Genomic DNA, 16,790 nt, shown 5'->3' with positions numbered 1-16,790 from the left:
CGGCGCGACAGGATGAGCGGGGACGGGAGAAGGCGAGGAGGCCGAGGGTGGACCGCGAGGGACTGGCGGATTTCCTGCGCAGGCGCAGGGAGGCCCTGCAGCCCGAGGACGTCGGGATGGTCCGCGGGCCGCGCCGGCGCACCAGCGGACTCCGCCGCGAGGAGGTGGCCGCCCTCTGCGGCATGTCCAGCGACTACTACAGCCGTCTGGAACGCCAGAGAGGACCGCAGCCGTCGGACCAGATGCTCTCCGCGATCGCCCGTGGCCTGCGCCTCACCCTCGCCGAGCGTGACCACCTCTTCCTTCTCGCCGGCCACAGCGCACCGCAACGCGCGCTGCGGAGCGACCACGTGAACCCGGGGATCATGCGCGTGCTCGACCGGCTCTGCGACACACCCGCCCTGGTCACCACGGCACTCGGCGAGACGCTCCGGCAGACCCCGGCCGCCGTCGCCCTGTTCGGCGACCAGACCGGCTTCAGCGGCATGGAGCGCAGCGTCTTCTACCGGTGGTTCACCGACCCGGCCGAGCGACGCCTCTACCTGGAGGACGACCATCCGCTGTACGGACGGGTGTTCACCTCCCTGCTGCGCGAGGCCGCCACGCGCGAGGGGCCCCGGTCGCGCGCCGCCGCCCTCACCCGCGACCTCCTCGGCCGCAGCCCCGAGTTCGCCGCGCTCTGGGACAGGCACGAGGTCGGCCTGGGGCACCCGGCCGACAAGCGCCTCGTGCACTCCCAACTCGGCGTGCTGGAACTGCAGTGCCAGACGCTGCTCGATCCCGACCAGTCGCAGGCGCTGCTCGTCTACACGGCCACGCCGGGCACCGAGAGCCACGACAAGCTGCGCCTGCTCGCCGTCATCGGCAGTCAGCACCTCGGGGCCTGACCGGTCCACTCCTCCAGACGACGGGCGAGCGCCCGGACCTCCTCGCGCAGTTCGGGCGGGCCGACCACGGTGAACGGCACGCCGAGGCCCGCCAGCACCTGCGCCATGCCGTCCAGCCGTTCCGCGCGGCCGGTCATCCGTACGCCGCCGTCAACCGCGCCGCCGTTCACCGCGCTCCCGTCAACCGGGGCGAGCGCGGCCACCGTCGGCGGGATCCGCCGCCGGGCCTCCTCCATCGTCGTGGCCAGCACCACCTCGACCTCGTACCGGTACGGTACGGAGGCCAGCGACTCCATGACGTGGGCGACCGCGTCGAACTCCCCCGGGGCGGGAAACTCCTCCTCCGTCGTCTCCGCCCGGCCGATCCGGTCGAGCCGGAACGTCCGCACCTCGCCCCTGCGGTGGTCATGGCCGGTCAGATACCAGCGGCCCGAGTGGAACACCAGCCCGTAGGGATCGACCGTCCGCTCGCTGTCCTGTCCCCGGTAGGACCGATAGGCCAGCCGTACGCGGAGACGACGCCGGGCCGCGTCGGCCAGCGTCAGCAACGTGGCGCCGCTCGGCCGGGAGGTCGCGGCGGAGCGGGTGGTCAGCCCGACCATGTCCTCGACGGCGCCGATCCGGTCGCGCAGGGTGCCGGGCAGCACCCGTTGGATCTTCGCGAGCGCGCTCTCCGCCGCCCCCTCGCCCACCGTCAGGCCCGCGCGGCGGCCCGCGAGCAGCCCGAGCACCACGGCGGTGGCCTCGTCGCCGGTGAGCATGAGCGGCGGCAGCCGGTAACCCGGCATCAGCCGGTAGCCGCCGTAGCGTCCCCGCTCGGCCTGCACCGGAATGCCGAGGTCCTCCAGCCTGCGCACGTAGCGGCGCACGCTCCGCACGTCCACCTCCAGGCGCTCGGCCAGCTCCGGACCGGTGAGCCCGGGCCTGGCCTGCAGCAGCTCCAGGAAGGCGAGAACGCGATTGGTCGACATATCAGGACCGATTCTGCCCTGATTCGGCTCTAGCGTCGAAACATGACGACATACGTACTCGTTCCGGGTTTCTGGCTGGGCGCATGGGCATGGCGGGACGTGACCGCCGCCCTTCGCGGCATGGGGCACGAGGTCCACCCCCTGACCCTCACCGGCCTCGCGGACCGCGCCCACCTCGCCTCCCCCGATCTCGACCTCGACACCCACATCCGCGACATCACCGGCCTCGTCGAGGCCGAGGACCTGAACGACGTGGTGCTCGTCGGCCACAGCGGGAGCGCCGCCGCGGTCACCGGAGCCGCCGCCCGCGCGGCCGGCCGTGTGAGCCGGGTCGTGTACGTCGAGAGCGGCCCGGTGCCGGACGGCATGGCCCAGATCGACCTCACCGGGCGCGAGTTCGTCGACAAGCGCGTCGTGGACGGCTGGCGCTACCCCATGCCCTCGTGGGACGAACTGCAGGAGTCGGGTTCGAGCCTGGAGGGGCTGGGCGAGCCCGAGCGTGCGCTGATGGCCTCCCGGGCCACCGGCCAGCCGCTCGGCACGATCACGCAGCCCCTCGCCCTGGGAGACGCCGCCGCCGCGTTCGCCGCGTTGCCGAAGACCCTGGTTAGCTGCTCGTTCCCTTTGACGCAGGTCAAGGAGCTGATCGCGACCGGACACCCGGCGTTCGCACCGCTGGCCGGGCCGGAGTGGGAATTGCGTGAGCTGCCCACCGGTCACTGGCCGATGTTCTCCCGTCCCGGCGACCTGGCCGTACTCCTTTCCGAAATGGTGTAACAAGCCGACGCCTTTACATTGTAGATTCTCTGGGCGGGACATTTGTCCCGCCCAGGGCCGTATCGATCTCTCTACCTGGGCCGGCGTCGCCTGCCTACCGTCGTCCCCATGACCACGAAAACCGCCGACGCCGTCTCCCTGACCTCGGCGACCAAACGCTTCGGCCCCGTACGGGCCGTGGACGGGCTCACGCTCGCCATCCCCCGCGGTCAGACGGTCGCTCTCCTCGGCCCCAACGGCGCGGGCAAGTCGACCACCATCGCGCTGCTGCTCGGACTGCTGCCGCCCGACTCCGGGCGGGCCGCGCTGTTCGGCCTCGACCCGGAGCAGGCCGTACGGCAGGGCCTGGCGGGCGCGATGCCGCAGGAGGGCGGCCTGATCCCCCGCGTCACGGTCCGCGAGTTGCTGACCTTCGTGTCCGGGACGTACGCCGCTCCCCTCCCCCTCGACCGGGTGCTCGCGCTCGCCCGGATCGAAGACCTGCGCGACCGCCGGGTGGACCGGTTGTCCGGCGGGCAGGCGCAGCGCGTGCGGTTCGCGATGGCGGTGTGCGGCGACCCCGACCTGATCGTCCTCGACGAGCCCACCGCCGCGCTCGACGTGACGGCCCGGCGCGAGTTCTGGAGCGGCATGCGCGGGCTGGCCGGCCAGGGCATGACCATCCTGTTCAGCACCCACTATCTGGACGAGGCCGACGAGCACGCCGACCGCGTCGTCGTGCTCGGCCACGGCCGGGTGATCGCCGACGGCACCAGCGCGGAGGTCAAGCGGGCGGCGGCGCTGACCACGGTGAGCGTGACCGCCGACGGCGAGTCCGCCTGGCTCGCGACCCTGCCGGGCGTGCGCCACATGGAGATCAGGGGCGGCCGGGTCCACTTGCGCAGCGGCGACTCCGACGCCACCGTCATGGCCCTCGCCCGCGCGGGCGCCGTCCGCGACCTGGAGGTCGTCCCGGCCGGCCTGGAGGACGCCTTCGTGGCCCTCACGGCGAAGGAGAACGCGTGATGTGGGGATACGTACGGCTCGAACTGACCAGGTCCATGCGTGACGGCGGCTATGTGATCTTCGCGATCGTGATGCCGGTCGTCATGTACCTCGTCTTCACCAACCTCGGCCTGGCCCCCGGCGACCGGCACGACGCCGCGATCTACACGATGGTGAGCATGGCGGCGTACGGCGCGCTCGGCGGCGCGTTCAACAACGGCAGCGGCATCGCCGAGGACCGCGCGGCGGGATGGCTGCGCCAGTTGCGGCTCACCCCGCTGACCCCCGCCCAGGTCGTGGCCGGGAAGGTCGTCACCGGAGCGGTCGCCGTAGTGCCGAGCATCGCGGCGGTGCTGCTGGCCGGCGTGCTGGTCAACCACGTCACGCTCCCCCCGCAGCGGTGGCTGGCGATCGTCGCGCTCCTGTGGGCGGGCACCGTGCCCTTCTCCCTGCTCGGTCTCGGCAACGGCTACCGCCTGTCGGGTCAGTCGGCGGCGATGGCCAACATCGCGACCATGCTGACGCTGTCGATCCTCGGCGGCCTGTGGGTGCCGGTCGAGAACTTCCCGTCCTGGCTGCGGGCGATCGCCGAGTGGACCCCGTCGAACAGCTACGCGGGCCTGTCCTGGCGGATCGCCTTCGGCGACGTCCCCAGCCTCCGTCAGGTCGTCCTCCTGTCGGCCTGGCTGCTCGTCTTCGGCGTCTACGCGGTGTACGGCTACCGCCGCGCCGGTCGCCGGGCCTGACCGCTAATGTGACGTTGCCGATGACGACAGAACGCGACACCTGGCTCGACCCGCTGCGCGAGGGCGAGCGCGGCCCCGACGCCAAGGGCATGTACATGTGGGTGGCCGTGACGGCGGCACCCGTGTGGGACATCGCACACGGCCGGTCCCATCCCCTCTGGCTGGCATGGCCGGCCGCGCTGGCCGCCGCCGGGCTGTACGTGGCCGCCACGCACTTCGCCTTCACGGACCGGCGGCGTGCGCTGCCGCTGCTGGGGCTGCTCGCGGTGGTGGTCCTGGCGTCCGCCGCCGGGTTCGAGGGCAACTGGCTCTACCTGATCATGATGCTGGCCGTCGCCACCGGGACCACCGTGCGCGGCAAGATCCTGCCGGTGGTGCTGCTCACCGAGTGCGCCGCCGCTCTGGTCGTGGCCGTACGGGCCGACGCCGACCTCACCGGTGTGCTCTCCATGATCTGGGGCACGTTCACCGCGGGCCTGATCCCAGCGATCATCATCCGGCTGTGGGAGGCCATCCACGAGCTCAAGGCCACCCGCGAGGAGCTGGCCCGCGCCGCGGTGGCCGAGGAGCGGCTGCGCTTCTCCCGCGACCTGCACGACCTGCTCGGACACACCCTTTCGATCATGGTCGTCAAGGCCGAGGCCGTGCGCCGGCTGGCCCGGGTGGACGCGGACGCGTCGGCCGGACAGGCGGCCGACATCGAGCAGATCGGGCGGCAGGCGCTGACCGAGGTGCGGGCCGCCGTCACCGGTTACCGGGGCAGGGGCCTGGCCGCCGAACTCGACTCCGCCCGCGCCGTGCTCGCGGACGCCGGTATCGAGGCGACCGTCCGCATCTCCTCCGTACGGCCCGGTCCCGAGGCCGACGCCCTGCTCGGCTGGGCCGTGCGCGAGGGCGTGACCAACGTCGTACGGCACAGCCGCGCGTCGGCGTGCGAGATCGGCCTGCGCGACGACGGCGGGGTCCTGGTGCTGGAGATCCGCGACGACGGCCCGCCGCAGAAGGCCCACGGGCACGGCAACGGGCTGATCGGCCTGCGTGAGCGGGTGAAGGCCGTCGCCGGCACCGTCGAGACCACGGCGCCGGCCGACGGCGGCTTCCTGCTCCGGGTGGCCGTGCCGTACGCGGAGGAGGACGGTCAGTGATCAAGGTGCTGCTGGCCGAGGACCAGGGCATGATGCGCGGCGCGCTGGCCCTGCTCCTCGGCCTGGAGGAGGACATCGAGGTCGTCGCCCAGGTCGGCCACGGCGACGAGGTGGTGGACACCGCCCTGCGCACCCGGCCCGACGTGGCCCTGCTCGACATCGAGATGCCGGGCCGCGGCGGGCTGGACAGCGCCGCCGACCTGCGTGAGCGCCTGCCCGGCTGCGCCGTGCTCATCCTCACGACGTTCGGGCGGCCCGGCTACCTGCGCCGGGCCATGGAAGCCGGGGCGCGCGGGTTCCTGGTCAAGGACGGCCCGGTGGAGGATCTCGCCGACGCCGTCCGCCGCGTGCTGCGCGGCGAGCGGGTCATCGACCCCGCGCTCGCGGCGGCCGCGCTCAGCACCGGCCCGAGCCCGCTGACCGACCGGGAGCGGGACGTCCTCGCCGCGGCGGTCGACGGCTCCACGATCTCCGACATCTCGGCCCGTCTCCACCTGTCGGAGAGCACCGTGCGCAACTACCTGTCGTCGGCCATCGGCAAGACCGGCACCAGGAACCGGATCGAGGCCGCCCGCCTGGCTCGCCACAACGGCTGGCTGTAGGGGCTCACTGCACGTCGAACTCGTTGCCCTCGGGGTCGGCCATGGTCACGTGGTGGCTCCCAGGCTCCCTGACGACCTGCAGTACGGTGGCGCCGAGCGCCGTGAGCCGGTCCACCTCGGCGTCCCTGCGCTCGGGGCCCGCGTGCAGGTCGATGTGCAGGCGGTTCTTGCCCGCCTTCGGCTCGGGGACCGCCTGGAAGAGGATCCGGCGGCCGAGCCCGGTGCCGCTGTCCGGATCGACCGGGTCGTCCGGGTGCCGTACCGCCCGCAGCGTCCGGAAGGCCGCGTGGTCGGGGGTCACCGCCTCCTCTCCCACGACGCCGGCGGCCAGGAGCCGGCCGACCAGCGCGCTGTTGTCCTCCACCTCGTATCCGAGGGCCTGCGCCCAGAACGCGGCCTGCGCGTGCGGGTCGGCGCAGTCGACGACGAGCTTCCATTCGAGAGTCATGTAACCCTTTATAGTGGTTACATGAGCCTGACGCTACACCCGCGTGACGGGGTCTCCTTCCGGTTCGATCCGGGCACCCTCTGCCTGGAGTTCCTCGTGAGCGGCGGCGTGGGGGTCTACGCCCACTACGAGACGCTGCACGAGCCGGCCGACCTCGCCCGGTGGGCCGCCGTGTCCCGGCTCGGCCTGGAGGAAGTGGACACGACGGCCGACGAGCTCACCCGCGCCAAAGCCCTGCGCACCGCCCTGTGGGGGCTGGCCGGCGACCGCGTCCATGGCCGCACGCCGAGACCGGCGGATGTGGACGCGGTCAACCACGCGGCGGCGGCGCCACCGCTGACGCCCGTGATGACGGCGGACGGGCTGCGATCCCGGGTCGCCCCCGCGACCGGGAGCCAGGTGATCGCGACCGTCGCGAGAGACGCGATCGAGCTGTTCACCGGCCCGTACGCGGACCGCGTGCGGGAGTGCGCGGGGGACAACTGCGCGCTCATCTTCGTCGACACCTCACGCCCGGGCAGCAGGCGCTGGTGCTCGATGGAGCGGTGCGGCAACCGCCACAAGGTCCGCGCCCACCGTTCCCGGGAACGCTAGCGTTCGTCTGCGCGCCAGCCACTGTCGAGGACGCGTTTGAGCAGGTCGACGACCATTTCTGATTCCGAAGGGGAGAGGGCGTGCAGTAGTTCGTCCTGGGCGCCGGCGATGAGGGCGCTGAGCCTCTCCAGATGATCTTTCCCCTCGGGGGTGAGCGTGACGATGTTGCGCCGGCCGTCGGCCGGGTCGGGACGCTGCTGCAGGAATCCTTGCTTGACCATCGCGTTCACCCCCGCCACCACATCGCTGCGATCGATTCCGGTGCATCTGCCCAGATCGGCTTGGCTGGATGGGCCGAACTCGTCGAGGGCCGCCAGCATCGCGAACTGGCGCCGGGAACTCGTGCCCGCCAACGCTCGGTCGGTCAGCCGGTTGGCCGCGATCGCGGCCTGATTGATCACCCAACTCGGCAGGGCGAGCAGCCGGGCGGGTGTCGGGTGCGTAGTGCCGTCCACCCCCTCAGGCTAATCGATCGTTGGTGACGCCATCAATTCATGTATGGTGGGTGACACCAACATTGGTGGCACCAATAACTGGCCACCACGCAACAAGGAGACTCGGATGACCGTGAACCCCGATTCACGTCCCAGCCTCGGCCGCGCGTTCGGCGAGACCGCACGCCTGATCGGCAAGCTGCACCGCCGCGCCCTCGCGGACTTCGACTCGGACTTCCCCACCTGGATGCTCCTGACCCTGCTCTGGGAGGCGGGCGCTCCACTGCCCCTTGACGAGGTGGCGAAGGAACTCGACCGCGGACTGGACCTGGCCGAGCCGGACACCATGCGGGTGCTCGAGCGCGCCGTTGCTGCGGGCCACATCGCGTACCGACCCGAAAGCGCCTCCGTCGAAGCGGAACTCACCGAAGCCGGCACGGACCACTTCACGGCCCTGTACGCGCATGCGCGCCAGGTCACAGATGCCGTCTTCGGGGGCATCGATCCAGCCGAGCTCGACACCGCTCTCACGGTGGTGCTGGCGGCCAGAGAACGCGCCGCCGCCGCACTCGGGCGGCTCGCCGGCGCGTAGCGGCCATCCGAGGGCGCGGGCGGTTCCGGCCCTCTAGGGATGGAGCACGATTTTGCCGTGCGTGTGCCCCCGTTCCAGCTCGCGGAACGCGTCCCGCACCCGCTCCAGCGGGTAGACGCGGGCGATCGGCACCTCGAGCTCCCCGCGCGCGGCGAGCCTGGCCAGCTCGCCGAGCACGACCGCGCACGCCGCCGCGCCCTCTCCGCAGGTCCGCGCGCCGACCCTGGCCGCGGCCCGCCAGTCGCGGATCGTGTCGATCCGCTCGGGCCGTACGCCCAGCTCCACCGCCAGATCCACGTAGCCGTCGCCGAACGTGTCGATGAAGGCGTCGACGTTCCCGCCGGAGGCCTGCCGGATCCGCTCGGCCACGCCCTGTCCGTACGCGACCGGGACGACGCCGCGATCCTTCAACCAGGCGTGATTCGGCTCGCTCGCCAGCCCGATGACCGTGGCGCCGCGCCGCCGCGCGAGCTGCACGGCAAGGGACCCGACGCCGCCCGCCGCACCGGACACGACGACCGTGTCGGCCGGACCGGGGTCGACCGCGAACACGGTGGCGTACGCGGTCGTGCCGGCCACGTACAACGACCCGGCCACGTCCCAGGGCAGCCCCTTCGGACGCGGGGTCAGATTCACGTCGTCGGCCACGACGAACTCCGCGTGGCTCGCCCTGTTGTGTGTGAAGCCGAGGACCTCGTCGCCCACCGCGACGCCACGCACCTGCGGACCGGCCTCCACCACGACACCGGCCAGATCGCTGCCCTGCCCGGAGGGGAACGTCGCCGGCCAGCGCTCGTGCCGTGCGCCCTTCCGGATCATCACCTCGCCGGGCTGGATCCCGGCCGCGCGCATCTCGACCAGCACCTGCCCGGGGCCGGGCACCGGACGCGCCACCTCCTCCACCCGCAGCACATCGATGCCGCCGTACTCGTGGAACCGCACCGCCTTCATCGCGTTGATCACCGTTCTTCCTCGTCGGGGCAGGCCTTGGGACGGCCACGTCTCGACTATGCACTCGCCGGCGAAGGCCCAGGAACGGAGCGGTCTACCTAGGATCGACGGTCCCAGGATGTGCTGAACGAACGGTGATATCACTAGCGATATGGGGATTCACCGCGACGACCTCGCCGATTTCCTGCGCCGGTCCCGGGAGCGGCTGACTCCACGGGACGTCGGACTGGTCGAGGGGCCGAGGCGGCGTACGCCTGGACTGCGCCGCGAGGAGGTCGCGGCACTCGCCGGGATGTCGGCCGACTATTACATGCGGCTCGAACAGGCCAGGAGCCCACAACCCTCGGTTCAGGTGCTGTCCGCGCTGACGCACGCGCTGCGGCTGACCGCCGACGAGCGCGACCACCTCTACCTGCTCGCCGGGCACCGCCCGCCGGAGGGGGCGCGGGCCGGGGAGTACCTGCGGCCGGGCATGCTGTACCTCCTCGACCGGCTGGACGGCGTTCCGGTCCAGATCCTGAGCGATCTGGGCGACGTGCTGGCGCAGAACGACATGGCGCAGGCGTTGTTCGGGTGCGTGTGCACGGTGGCCCAGGAGGACCGCAACATCGTGCTGCGCTGGTTCACCGAGCCGGACGTGCGCGACCACTTCGCCGCCGAGGAGCACGAGGAGCACTCCCGGCAGCTGGTCGCCGACCTGCGCGCCGCGGTCGCCCGCCGCGGGGACGACGCGGCGGCCCGCACGCTTGTCACGCGGCTCCGCGCGGCCAGCGCCGAGTTCGCGACGCTCTGGGACCGGCACGAGGTCGCGGTGCGCAGGTCACACCCGTACCGGCTCATGCATCCCGAGCTGGGCAGGATCGAGTTCGACTGCGAGGTGCTGGCGACACCTGCCGCGGACCAGCGGCTGCGGGTCTTCACCCCGCCGCCCGGCGGCACCGAGGCGCTCGACATGCTGCGCGTGCTCGGCCCGCAGCACCGGCACGGCACCGCCGCGACGCGTACCTGATCAAGGCATGACGTCGCCCGGCCACCCCTGCGAGCGGTCACCCCGCTGCCCGGCCAGGGCGCGGTTGACGGCGGCGAGCACCGCCCTGGCGGACGCCGACGCGGCGTCGGTGTCCTCGCCCGCCCCCCAGACGGACGTGTCGCCGACGCGGCACCGGGCGTAGGCGACGGCGCCGCCCTCCGCCGGATGCCCGCCCTGCCAGAGCACCTCCACCGCGATTCCGGACGCCTCCAGCGCGGCGGCGAGGGCCGCCGCCGGTCCGGCGCCCTCGCCCTCGCCCTCGCCCAGCGTGACCGGCCCGTCCTGCGCCATGTAAGCGGCGCGGAACAACCGGAGCAGGTCCTCAGGCGTGGCCTCCCGCCCGCTGCGGTCCGTCGCGTCCTGCACGACGCGGGAGAACTCCGCGCGCAGCGCCTTCGGCAGGTCGAGCCCGTGGTGCGCCTGGAGGAGGTGGGCGATGCCGCCCTTGCCCGACTGGCTGTTGACCCGGATGACCGCCTCGTACGTGCGGCCGACGTCGGCCGGGTCGATCGGCAGGTAGGGCACCGACCAGGGCGCCTCCCCCACCGGCACGCCCCGCTCGGCCGCCGCGCGCTCGTGGTGGGCGAGGCCCTTGCTGATCGCGTCCTGGTGGGTCCCGGAGAAGGCCGTGTAGACCAGGTCTCCGCCGTACGGATGCCGTACGTGGACCGGCAGGCGGTTGCACTCCTCGACGGTCCGCCGGATGACGTCGATGTCGGAGAAGTCCACCATCGGGTCGACGCCCTGCGCGTACAGGTTGAGCGCGAGAGTGACGAGGTCGACGTTCCCGGTGCGCTCGCCGTTGCCGAACAGGCAGCCCTCGACGCGCTGCGCCCCGGCCAGTACGGCGAGCTCCGCGCAGGCCACCCCCGTGCCCCTGTCGTTGTGAGGGTGGACCGAGAGGATGACCGCGTCACGCCGTTCGAGGTGGCGGTGCATGTACTCGATCTGGTCGGCGTACAGGTTCGGCGTGGCGATCTCGACGGTGGCGGGCAGATTGTGGATCACCGGCCGGTCGGGCGAGGCGTCCCACAACCGGGTGAGGCCGTTGCAGACCTCCAGGATGAAGTCGGGCTCGGTGCAGTTGAACACCTCAGGGGAGAACTCGAACCGCAGCGCCGTTGCCGGCATGGCGTCGGCGAGCCGCGCGATGTGCCCGGCGGCCTCCCGGATGAGCGCGTGCAGCCCGGCCCGGTCCTGTCCGAGCACGACGTCGCGCCAGACCGGCGCGGTCGCGGTGTACAGGTGCACCACCGCGCGCGGCATGCCCTGGATTGAGGCGAAGGTCTGCTCGATGAGGTCGCGGCGGGCCGCCGTGAACACCACGGGGGTCACGTCGTCCGGCACCGCGCCGCCTGTGGCCAGGTGACGGACGAAGTCGAAGTCGGTCCGGCTCGACGACGGGTAGCCGACCTCGATCTCCTTGAACCCCATCGCGACGAGGAGGTCGAACATGCGGCGCTTGCGCGGCGTGTCCATCGGCTCGGCCAGCGCCTGGTTGCCGTCGCGCAGGTCCACGGGCACCCACAGGGGGGCCTGCTCGATCCTGCGCCCGGGCCAGGCGCGCCGGATCTCGGGAATCTCGACCCGCTCGTGGGCGGGCCGGTAGCGGTGAGACGGCATCTCGCTGCCCCGCTGGGGATTCCAGGCGGGAGCATCGGCGGGCACCGCGCCACGCGGGGTGCGAATCGTGGGGAAGACGGTGGTCACGGAGATGGTCCTTTGGTCGGACTGCCGGCGACCGGCGGAACGGCACTCCGCGGCGGGGCGCCGGTCTCGGGTCAAACCCCGCCGCGGCGACTGAGAAGCAGGCCGGAGATACGGCCGAAGGACCAGCGCGGCGACATGGCGGTTAGACTAACCACAGAACAACTCCTCAGACAACCTGAGATCCGACAACCTGAGAGGTGAAAGTCGATGGCGCTCGGCGCACTCCGTCGCAGCCCTCTGGTCGACCAGGCCGTCGAGAGCCTGCGCGAGCAGATCGCGGAGGGCCGCTGGCCGGTCGGCACCCGACTGCCCGGCGAGACGACCCTGGCCACGACCCTGGGCGTGGGCCGTTCCACCGTCCGCGAGGCCCTGCGCGCACTGGCCGGAGCCGGGCTGGTGCAGGCGCGGCAGGGCGCCGGGGTCTTCGTCATCGCCACCAGTCCTGCTGAGGACTGGACGGCCCGCCTGCGCCGTGCCGCCGTGGCCGACGTCTACGAGGTGCGGATGCTGGTCGAGGTGCAGGCCGCCCGGCTGGCGGCGCGGCGCCGTACGCCGGACGACGTGACGGCGCTGCACGCGGCGCTGGAGGCGCGGCGGGCCGCCGCGCGGGAAAGTGACGCCGCCTTCGTCGACGCCGACATCGCTCTGCACGCGGCCGTCGTCGCGGCCGCGCACAACCCGGTGCTGACCGACCTGTTCGCCGAGTTCGTCCCCCGGCTGCGCGAGGGTCTGGTCGCCCTGGTGGACCTGCTCGACCTGCGGGCGGGCGACCCGAACCCGGGAGACCACACCCACGCGGCGTTCGTCGGCGCCGTCGAGGGCGGTGACGCCGACGGCGCGGGCCGCGTGCTGCAGGAGGAACTGGAGCAGACCCTCGGCCGCCTCCGCCGCGCGGGCTGAGTGAACGCGATCAGGGCTCCACGTCGGCGAAGAAGCCCGCGTCGAAGGTTATCTTGGCGAGGGCCTTCTGCCCGTCGGCGTTGGGGTGGAAGTAGTCCCACCCGCTCACCTGCTTGAGGGTGAACGGGTAGGAGAAGACCGCGCCCCCGTCGTAGTGGCAGGCCGGGCCGTAGCTCTCGCATGCCTGCCCGAGCTGCTCGTTGTAGTCCATCACCCGCTCGCGCACCCGGTCGCGCCTGGCCTCGTCCTTCTTCGCGGTGGACTTCGGGTTGGCCAGCATCGACTGGCAGATGTGGCCGATCCCCCAGAAGACGGGCGCCCATCCGTTGGCCTTGCCGACCCGCCACAGGCGCTTGATATCCGGGATGCTCGCGACGTAGACTCGCGCGCCGGTGGGCCGCAGCACGTCGAAGGCGGCGTCGATGTTGCGCCGGAACGCGGTCACGGGGGTCATCTCCTTCTCGGAGCCCACGCAGGCGTCCTGCGCGCCGATCAGGACGGTGACGTAGCCGGCCCCGGCCTGGACGGCCTTGCGCGCCTGCCCGGCCAGGTCGGCGCTGGTCGCCCCCGGGACGGCGAAGTTCAGGTTGTGCCCTTTGATCGCGCTCCCCATCGTGAGCAGGCGCAGATAGTGGCTGTTCACCGACGGCGAGTCGCCCGCGGACCAGGAGCGGGACGTGCAGGCGACGTACCAGCCGCAGGCGTTGAACCCTGCGCTGATCGAGTCGCCCAGCGCCGCCATGACGGCGGGCATCGTACGGGCGTGGGCGCCGGTCGGCACGAGCAGGACGGCCGTGGCCAGGACTGGCGTGATCTTCTTGATCATGGGCACCTCCGGGAGATCAAAGGTAGGGATCGCGTGGAGGTGCGCTCTATCGCCACCAGGGAAGGCGACCCTTCCATGACCAAGTTCCTATCGCGGCTTGACAGGTGGGGCCCGCGAACGCAAGGGGGGCCTGTTGTCGAACACGTTCAGATCCTGCGTAGAGTGAGTCGAGTGAGTGTCGCTCTTATCCGGCCCCTCGTGGTTCGCACGGTCGCGGTGAGCGACCCTGACGATCTGCTGGCGCGTCTGCCCGACGCCGCGCCGTACGCCTGGATCAGACACGGTGAGGGACTCGTGGGCTGGGGGGAGGCGGCACGGGCCGCGGTGCCGGCAGGCCCCGGCCGGTTCGACTGGGCACGCGGCTGGCTCTCCTCGCTGTTCGCGGGGGCGCTCATCGAGGACGAGGTCGGCGTGCCGGGCTCGGGACCGGTCGCCTTCGGCTCCTTCACCTTCGACGGCCACGCCCCGGGGACCGTGCTGGTCGTCCCCCGCGTGGTGCTCGCCCGGCGGGACGGCCGCGCCTGGCTCACCACGATCGGCGACAGCGCCTTCGACCTGTTCTCCCCGCCGAGGGAGCCCGGCCGCATCCGGTACGCCGACGGCTCGCTGACGGCGGCCCAGTGGGAGCACCGGGTCGCGCGAGCCGTACGGCGGATCAAGGACGGCATGCTGGACAAGGTCGTGCTCGCCCGCGACCTGACGGCCGTCGCCGAGCGGGACATCGACCCCCGCGTGCTGCTGGACCGGCTGGCCGAGCGTTACCCCGAGTGCTACACGTTCTCCGTGGACGGGCTGGTCGGCGCGACACCGGAGCTGCTGGTGCGGCACACCGGCCAGGCGGTGGAGTCGCTGGTGCTCGCGGGCACGACGGCGCGGGGCGGCGGCCCGGCCGACGACGCCGCCCGCGGCGCCGCGCTGTACGCCTCGGAGAAGGACCGTCACGAGCACGCCTACGCGGTCGCCTCGGTCCGGGAGGCTCTCGCCCCCCTGTGCTCGACGCTGAACGTCCCCGACGAGCCCGAGCTCCTCGTGCTGCCCAACGTGCAGCATCTGGCCAGCCGGGTCACCGGGCGGCTGTCCGACGGCGCGTCGGTGCTCGACGTGGTGGCGGCCATGCACCCCACGGCCGCCGTCGGCGGGACGCCGACCGGCGCCGCGATCGGCGTCATCCGCGAGCTGGAGGGCATGGACCGCGGGGGCTACGCCGGGCCGGTCGGCTGGATCGACTCGCGCGGCGACGGCGAGTGGGGCATCGCGCTGCGCTGCGCGTACGTCTCGGGCAGGCGCGCCCGGCTGTTCGCCGGCTGCGGCATCATGGCCGAATCGGACCCCGCCGCCGAGCTCGCCGAGGCGCAGGCCAAGCTCCGCGTGATGCGGTACGCCCTGGAAGGGTGACGCGCGTCGCCCTGTCGGAACGGGCGAGGTGGGACTCGCGTCAGCGAGCGAGGTGAACGGTGCCGTCGAGCGCGGTCACGGCCCGCCCGGCGGTGACCGCCGCGATCCACTCCTCGAAGACGGGCAGCCGGTCCTCGGCCACCGCCACCTCGAAGGCGACCCGCGCGCCGTAGTCCACCCCGCGTAACGCGTACGGCGAGGCGCGCAGGTCGCTTTCCAGCCTCCCGGCCTGGGCGTGGCCGACCGACACGGTCACGACCGCCGCGGGGACCATCTCGACCACCTTCGCCCGGTCGAGCGTCTCCCCCACCGCGCCGCCGTACGCCCGCGCGAGGCCGCCCGCGCCCAGCAGCACCCCGCCGAAGTAGCGGGTGACCACCGCAGCCACATCGGCGAAGCCGCGCCGGGTGAGCATCTCCAGCATCGGCGTGCCGGCCGTGCCGCCGGGCTCCCCGTCGTCGTCCGCCCTGCGCACGCTCTCCCCGACGACGTACGCCGAGCAGTTGTGGGTCGCGTCGGCGTAGAGCCGCCTGCGCTCGGCGACGAACTCCCGCGCGGCCTCCTCCGTGGCCGCAGGGGCGAGCGCGCAGATGAAACGCGAACGGCGGATCTCGATCTCGTGCTCGACAATGTCCCTGATGGTCCGGTACGGCGCTGCCACGGGATCAGCTTATTCACCACACCGCCTTTACAAAGTAATGTCGGTTCTTCGTGCACGCGGACGAACATCACACCGTTCTTTGGTGAGACCCGATGAACTATCCCGTTCCCTCCCTGCCGTACCCTCTGCGAGGTGTCAGGCGAACTCCACCAGCACCCCCATCGGTCGAACTGCTGCCCACCCTGCACCGGCTCGGCGTGCGGGTCGCCTCGATCGCCCACTGGGGGCGCACGCCGCTGGCGGACGGCAGCGGCGAGGACGCCACCGGTGGCCGGCTGACCCACGCCGGGGTGGCGGCCGTACGCGAGATGGAGCGGCTCGGCATGATCTTCGACGTCTCCCACCTGGGCGCACGCGGGGTCGAGCACGTGCTGGAGCTGGCCACCCGCCCGGTGATGGCGACGCACTCGTCCGCCCGCGCCCTGCGCGACCACCACCGCAACCTCACCGACGACCAGATCCGCGGCGTCGCCGCCACCGGCGGGGTCGTCTGCGTCAACTTCTTCCCGGTCTTCCTCGCCGAGGATCCGGCCGACCACACCGTGGACCGGCTGGTGGACCACATCGAGCACGTCGCGGGGTCGCCGGGATCGACCACGTGGGGCTGGGACCCGACTTCGTACGCGAGGTGCTGCACGACATCACTCCCCCGTGCTGTGAGGGCTTCGACGGAATCGACCCCTACGCCGCCCTGCCCGGGCTGGACGGGCCACGCGGGCTGCCCCCTGGTCACCGAGGCCCTGCTGCGGCGCGGCCGGTCCGGCGACGAGATCCTGAAGATCCTCGGCGGCAACGTGCGGCGGCTGTTCCTGGCCGAGCTGGGCAGGCCGTTGTGAACCTCTCCGCCATGCTGGCCGACCTGGAGGAGCTCGTCTGCTGCGAGTCGTTCTCCGCCGACCACGAGGCGGTGGCCCGCAGCGCCGCCGTGGTCGCCGGCCTGGGGCGCCGCCTGCGGGGCGTCTCCCGAGTCGATCGTGGTCGACGGGGTGACGCACCTGCGGTGGAGCTTCGGCGAGCCGCGCGTGCTGCTGCTCGGTCACCACGACACGGTCTGGCCGAACGGGTCCCTGCGCACGCGGCCGTGGTCGGTCGGCGGCGAGCGCCGAGGGCGGGGCGCTGAAGACCGCGCGCAAGGGC

At 72.4% G+C, this 16,790-nt stretch carries 19 protein-coding genes; 12 read left to right on the top strand and 7 right to left on the bottom strand.

Annotation, left to right across the window (positions count from 1 at the left end; translation table 11 throughout):
• Nucleotides 1-47: 47 nt before the first annotated feature.
• Entirely contained in the window at nucleotides 48-887 is an 840-nt protein-coding gene (locus FLX07_RS26045) for a helix-turn-helix transcriptional regulator (protein ID WP_142574288.1), read from the top strand.
• Here the strand turns inward: FLX07_RS26045 and FLX07_RS26040 are convergent.
• Nucleotides 869-1,858 carry a helix-turn-helix transcriptional regulator gene (locus tag FLX07_RS26040; RefSeq protein WP_142574287.1) on the bottom strand — a complete coding sequence of 330 codons (990 nt, stop codon included), beginning with the start codon at nucleotides 1,856-1,858 and terminating at the stop codon, nucleotides 869-871. The genes FLX07_RS26045 and FLX07_RS26040 overlap by 19 nt on opposite strands.
• Nucleotides 1,859-1,900: 42 nt before the next feature.
• On the opposite strand from FLX07_RS26040, the gene FLX07_RS26035 reads away from it, so the two are divergent.
• The 5 genes from FLX07_RS26035 (at nucleotide 1,901) to FLX07_RS26015 (ending at nucleotide 6,112) form a co-directional block, all read left to right on the top strand.
• Nucleotides 1,901-2,635, top strand: coding sequence for an alpha/beta fold hydrolase (locus FLX07_RS26035; protein ID WP_142574286.1), 735 nt, complete (start codon nucleotides 1,901-1,903; stop codon nucleotides 2,633-2,635).
• Between the two features lie 108 nt (nucleotides 2,636-2,743).
• Nucleotides 2,744-3,640 (top strand): ABC transporter ATP-binding protein, encoded by an 897-nt coding sequence (locus FLX07_RS26030; protein ID WP_142574285.1) that lies wholly within the window; start codon nucleotides 2,744-2,746, stop codon nucleotides 3,638-3,640.
• A complete protein-coding gene (locus tag FLX07_RS26025; protein WP_142574324.1) occupies nucleotides 3,640-4,365 on the top strand; it encodes an ABC transporter permease in 726 nt (241 codons plus the stop codon). The genes FLX07_RS26030 and FLX07_RS26025 overlap by 1 nt, the downstream gene beginning before the upstream one ends.
• Nucleotides 4,366-4,385: 20 nt before the next feature.
• The gene (locus FLX07_RS26020) at nucleotides 4,386-5,510 is read left to right on the top strand and encodes a sensor histidine kinase (RefSeq protein ID WP_142574284.1); all 1,125 of its coding nucleotides are present in this window, start codon (nucleotides 4,386-4,388) and stop codon (nucleotides 5,508-5,510) included.
• On the top strand, nucleotides 5,507-6,112 hold the full coding sequence (locus tag FLX07_RS26015) for a response regulator transcription factor (protein WP_142574283.1): 606 nt from the start codon (nucleotides 5,507-5,509) through the stop codon (nucleotides 6,110-6,112). The genes FLX07_RS26020 and FLX07_RS26015 overlap by 4 nt, the downstream gene beginning before the upstream one ends.
• A 4-nt stretch (nucleotides 6,113-6,116) precedes the next feature.
• Here FLX07_RS26015 and FLX07_RS26010 read toward each other — a convergent pair whose 3' ends face one another.
• Entirely contained in the window at nucleotides 6,117-6,560 is a 444-nt protein-coding gene (locus FLX07_RS26010; protein WP_142574282.1) for a VOC family protein, read from the bottom strand.
• A gap of 21 nt (nucleotides 6,561-6,581) precedes the next feature.
• Between FLX07_RS26010 and FLX07_RS26005 the strand changes: the two genes are divergently transcribed.
• The gene (locus FLX07_RS26005; protein ID WP_142574281.1) at nucleotides 6,582-7,154 is read left to right on the top strand and encodes a CGNR zinc finger domain-containing protein; all 573 of its coding nucleotides are present in this window, start codon (nucleotides 6,582-6,584) and stop codon (nucleotides 7,152-7,154) included.
• Here FLX07_RS26005 and FLX07_RS26000 read toward each other — a convergent pair.
• The gene (locus tag FLX07_RS26000; RefSeq protein WP_142574280.1) at nucleotides 7,151-7,609 is read right to left on the bottom strand and encodes a MarR family winged helix-turn-helix transcriptional regulator; all 459 of its coding nucleotides are present in this window, start codon (nucleotides 7,607-7,609) and stop codon (nucleotides 7,151-7,153) included. The genes FLX07_RS26005 and FLX07_RS26000 overlap by 4 nt on opposite strands.
• Before the next feature lie 106 nt (nucleotides 7,610-7,715).
• Between FLX07_RS26000 and FLX07_RS25995 the strand changes: the two genes are divergently transcribed.
• Nucleotides 7,716-8,180 carry a MarR family winged helix-turn-helix transcriptional regulator gene (locus tag FLX07_RS25995; RefSeq protein ID WP_142574279.1) on the top strand — a complete coding sequence of 155 codons (465 nt, stop codon included), beginning with the start codon at nucleotides 7,716-7,718 and terminating at the stop codon, nucleotides 8,178-8,180.
• A gap of 33 nt (nucleotides 8,181-8,213) precedes the next feature.
• Here the strand turns inward: FLX07_RS25995 and FLX07_RS25990 are convergent, their stop codons facing one another.
• The gene (locus FLX07_RS25990) at nucleotides 8,214-9,143 is read right to left on the bottom strand and encodes an NADP-dependent oxidoreductase (RefSeq protein ID WP_229689593.1); all 930 of its coding nucleotides are present in this window, start codon (nucleotides 9,141-9,143) and stop codon (nucleotides 8,214-8,216) included.
• Between the two features lie 139 nt (nucleotides 9,144-9,282).
• Between FLX07_RS25990 and FLX07_RS25985 the strand changes: the two genes are divergently transcribed.
• Entirely contained in the window at nucleotides 9,283-10,140 is an 858-nt protein-coding gene (locus tag FLX07_RS25985) for a helix-turn-helix transcriptional regulator (protein WP_142574278.1), read from the top strand.
• On the opposite strand, the gene FLX07_RS25980 is transcribed toward FLX07_RS25985, so the two are convergent.
• Complete coding sequence (locus tag FLX07_RS25980; RefSeq protein ID WP_142574322.1) at nucleotides 10,141-11,784, bottom strand: 2-isopropylmalate synthase; 1,644 nt, start codon at nucleotides 11,782-11,784, stop codon at nucleotides 10,141-10,143.
• 294 nt (nucleotides 11,785-12,078) lie between these two features.
• Between FLX07_RS25980 and FLX07_RS25975 the strand changes: the two genes are divergently transcribed.
• Nucleotides 12,079-12,771, top strand: a complete 693-nt coding sequence (locus FLX07_RS25975; protein ID WP_142574277.1) for a FadR/GntR family transcriptional regulator — start codon at nucleotides 12,079-12,081, stop codon at nucleotides 12,769-12,771.
• Nucleotides 12,772-12,781: 10 nt separating this feature from the next.
• Here FLX07_RS25975 and FLX07_RS25970 read toward each other — a convergent pair whose 3' ends face one another.
• Nucleotides 12,782-13,597 carry an SGNH/GDSL hydrolase family protein gene (locus FLX07_RS25970; RefSeq protein ID WP_142574276.1) on the bottom strand — a complete coding sequence of 272 codons (816 nt, stop codon included), beginning with the start codon at nucleotides 13,595-13,597 and terminating at the stop codon, nucleotides 12,782-12,784.
• 171 nt (nucleotides 13,598-13,768) lie between these two features.
• Between FLX07_RS25970 and FLX07_RS25965 the strand changes: the two genes are divergently transcribed.
• On the top strand, nucleotides 13,769-14,992 hold the full coding sequence (locus tag FLX07_RS25965) for an isochorismate synthase (RefSeq protein ID WP_142574275.1): 1,224 nt from the start codon (nucleotides 13,769-13,771) through the stop codon (nucleotides 14,990-14,992).
• A 40-nt stretch (nucleotides 14,993-15,032) separates the two neighbouring features.
• On the opposite strand, the gene FLX07_RS25960 is transcribed toward FLX07_RS25965, so the two are convergent.
• Nucleotides 15,033-15,653, bottom strand: coding sequence for an IMPACT family protein (locus FLX07_RS25960; RefSeq protein ID WP_142574274.1), 621 nt, complete (start codon nucleotides 15,651-15,653; stop codon nucleotides 15,033-15,035).
• Nucleotides 15,654-15,745: 92 nt separating this feature from the next.
• Here FLX07_RS25960 and FLX07_RS25955 point away from each other — a divergent pair, with 92 nt between their 5' ends.
• Complete coding sequence (locus FLX07_RS25955; RefSeq protein WP_142574273.1) at nucleotides 15,746-16,489, top strand: dipeptidase; 744 nt, start codon at nucleotides 15,746-15,748, stop codon at nucleotides 16,487-16,489.
• Nucleotides 16,490-16,790 lie beyond the last annotated feature (301 nt).

The organism is Microbispora bryophytorum (assembly GCF_006874465.1).
GTDB lineage: Bacteria > Actinomycetota > Actinomycetes > Streptosporangiales > Streptosporangiaceae > Microbispora > Microbispora bryophytorum.
The sequence above is the reverse complement of the archived record's forward strand: the minus strand, read 5'-3'. Positions and strand labels throughout refer to the sequence as shown.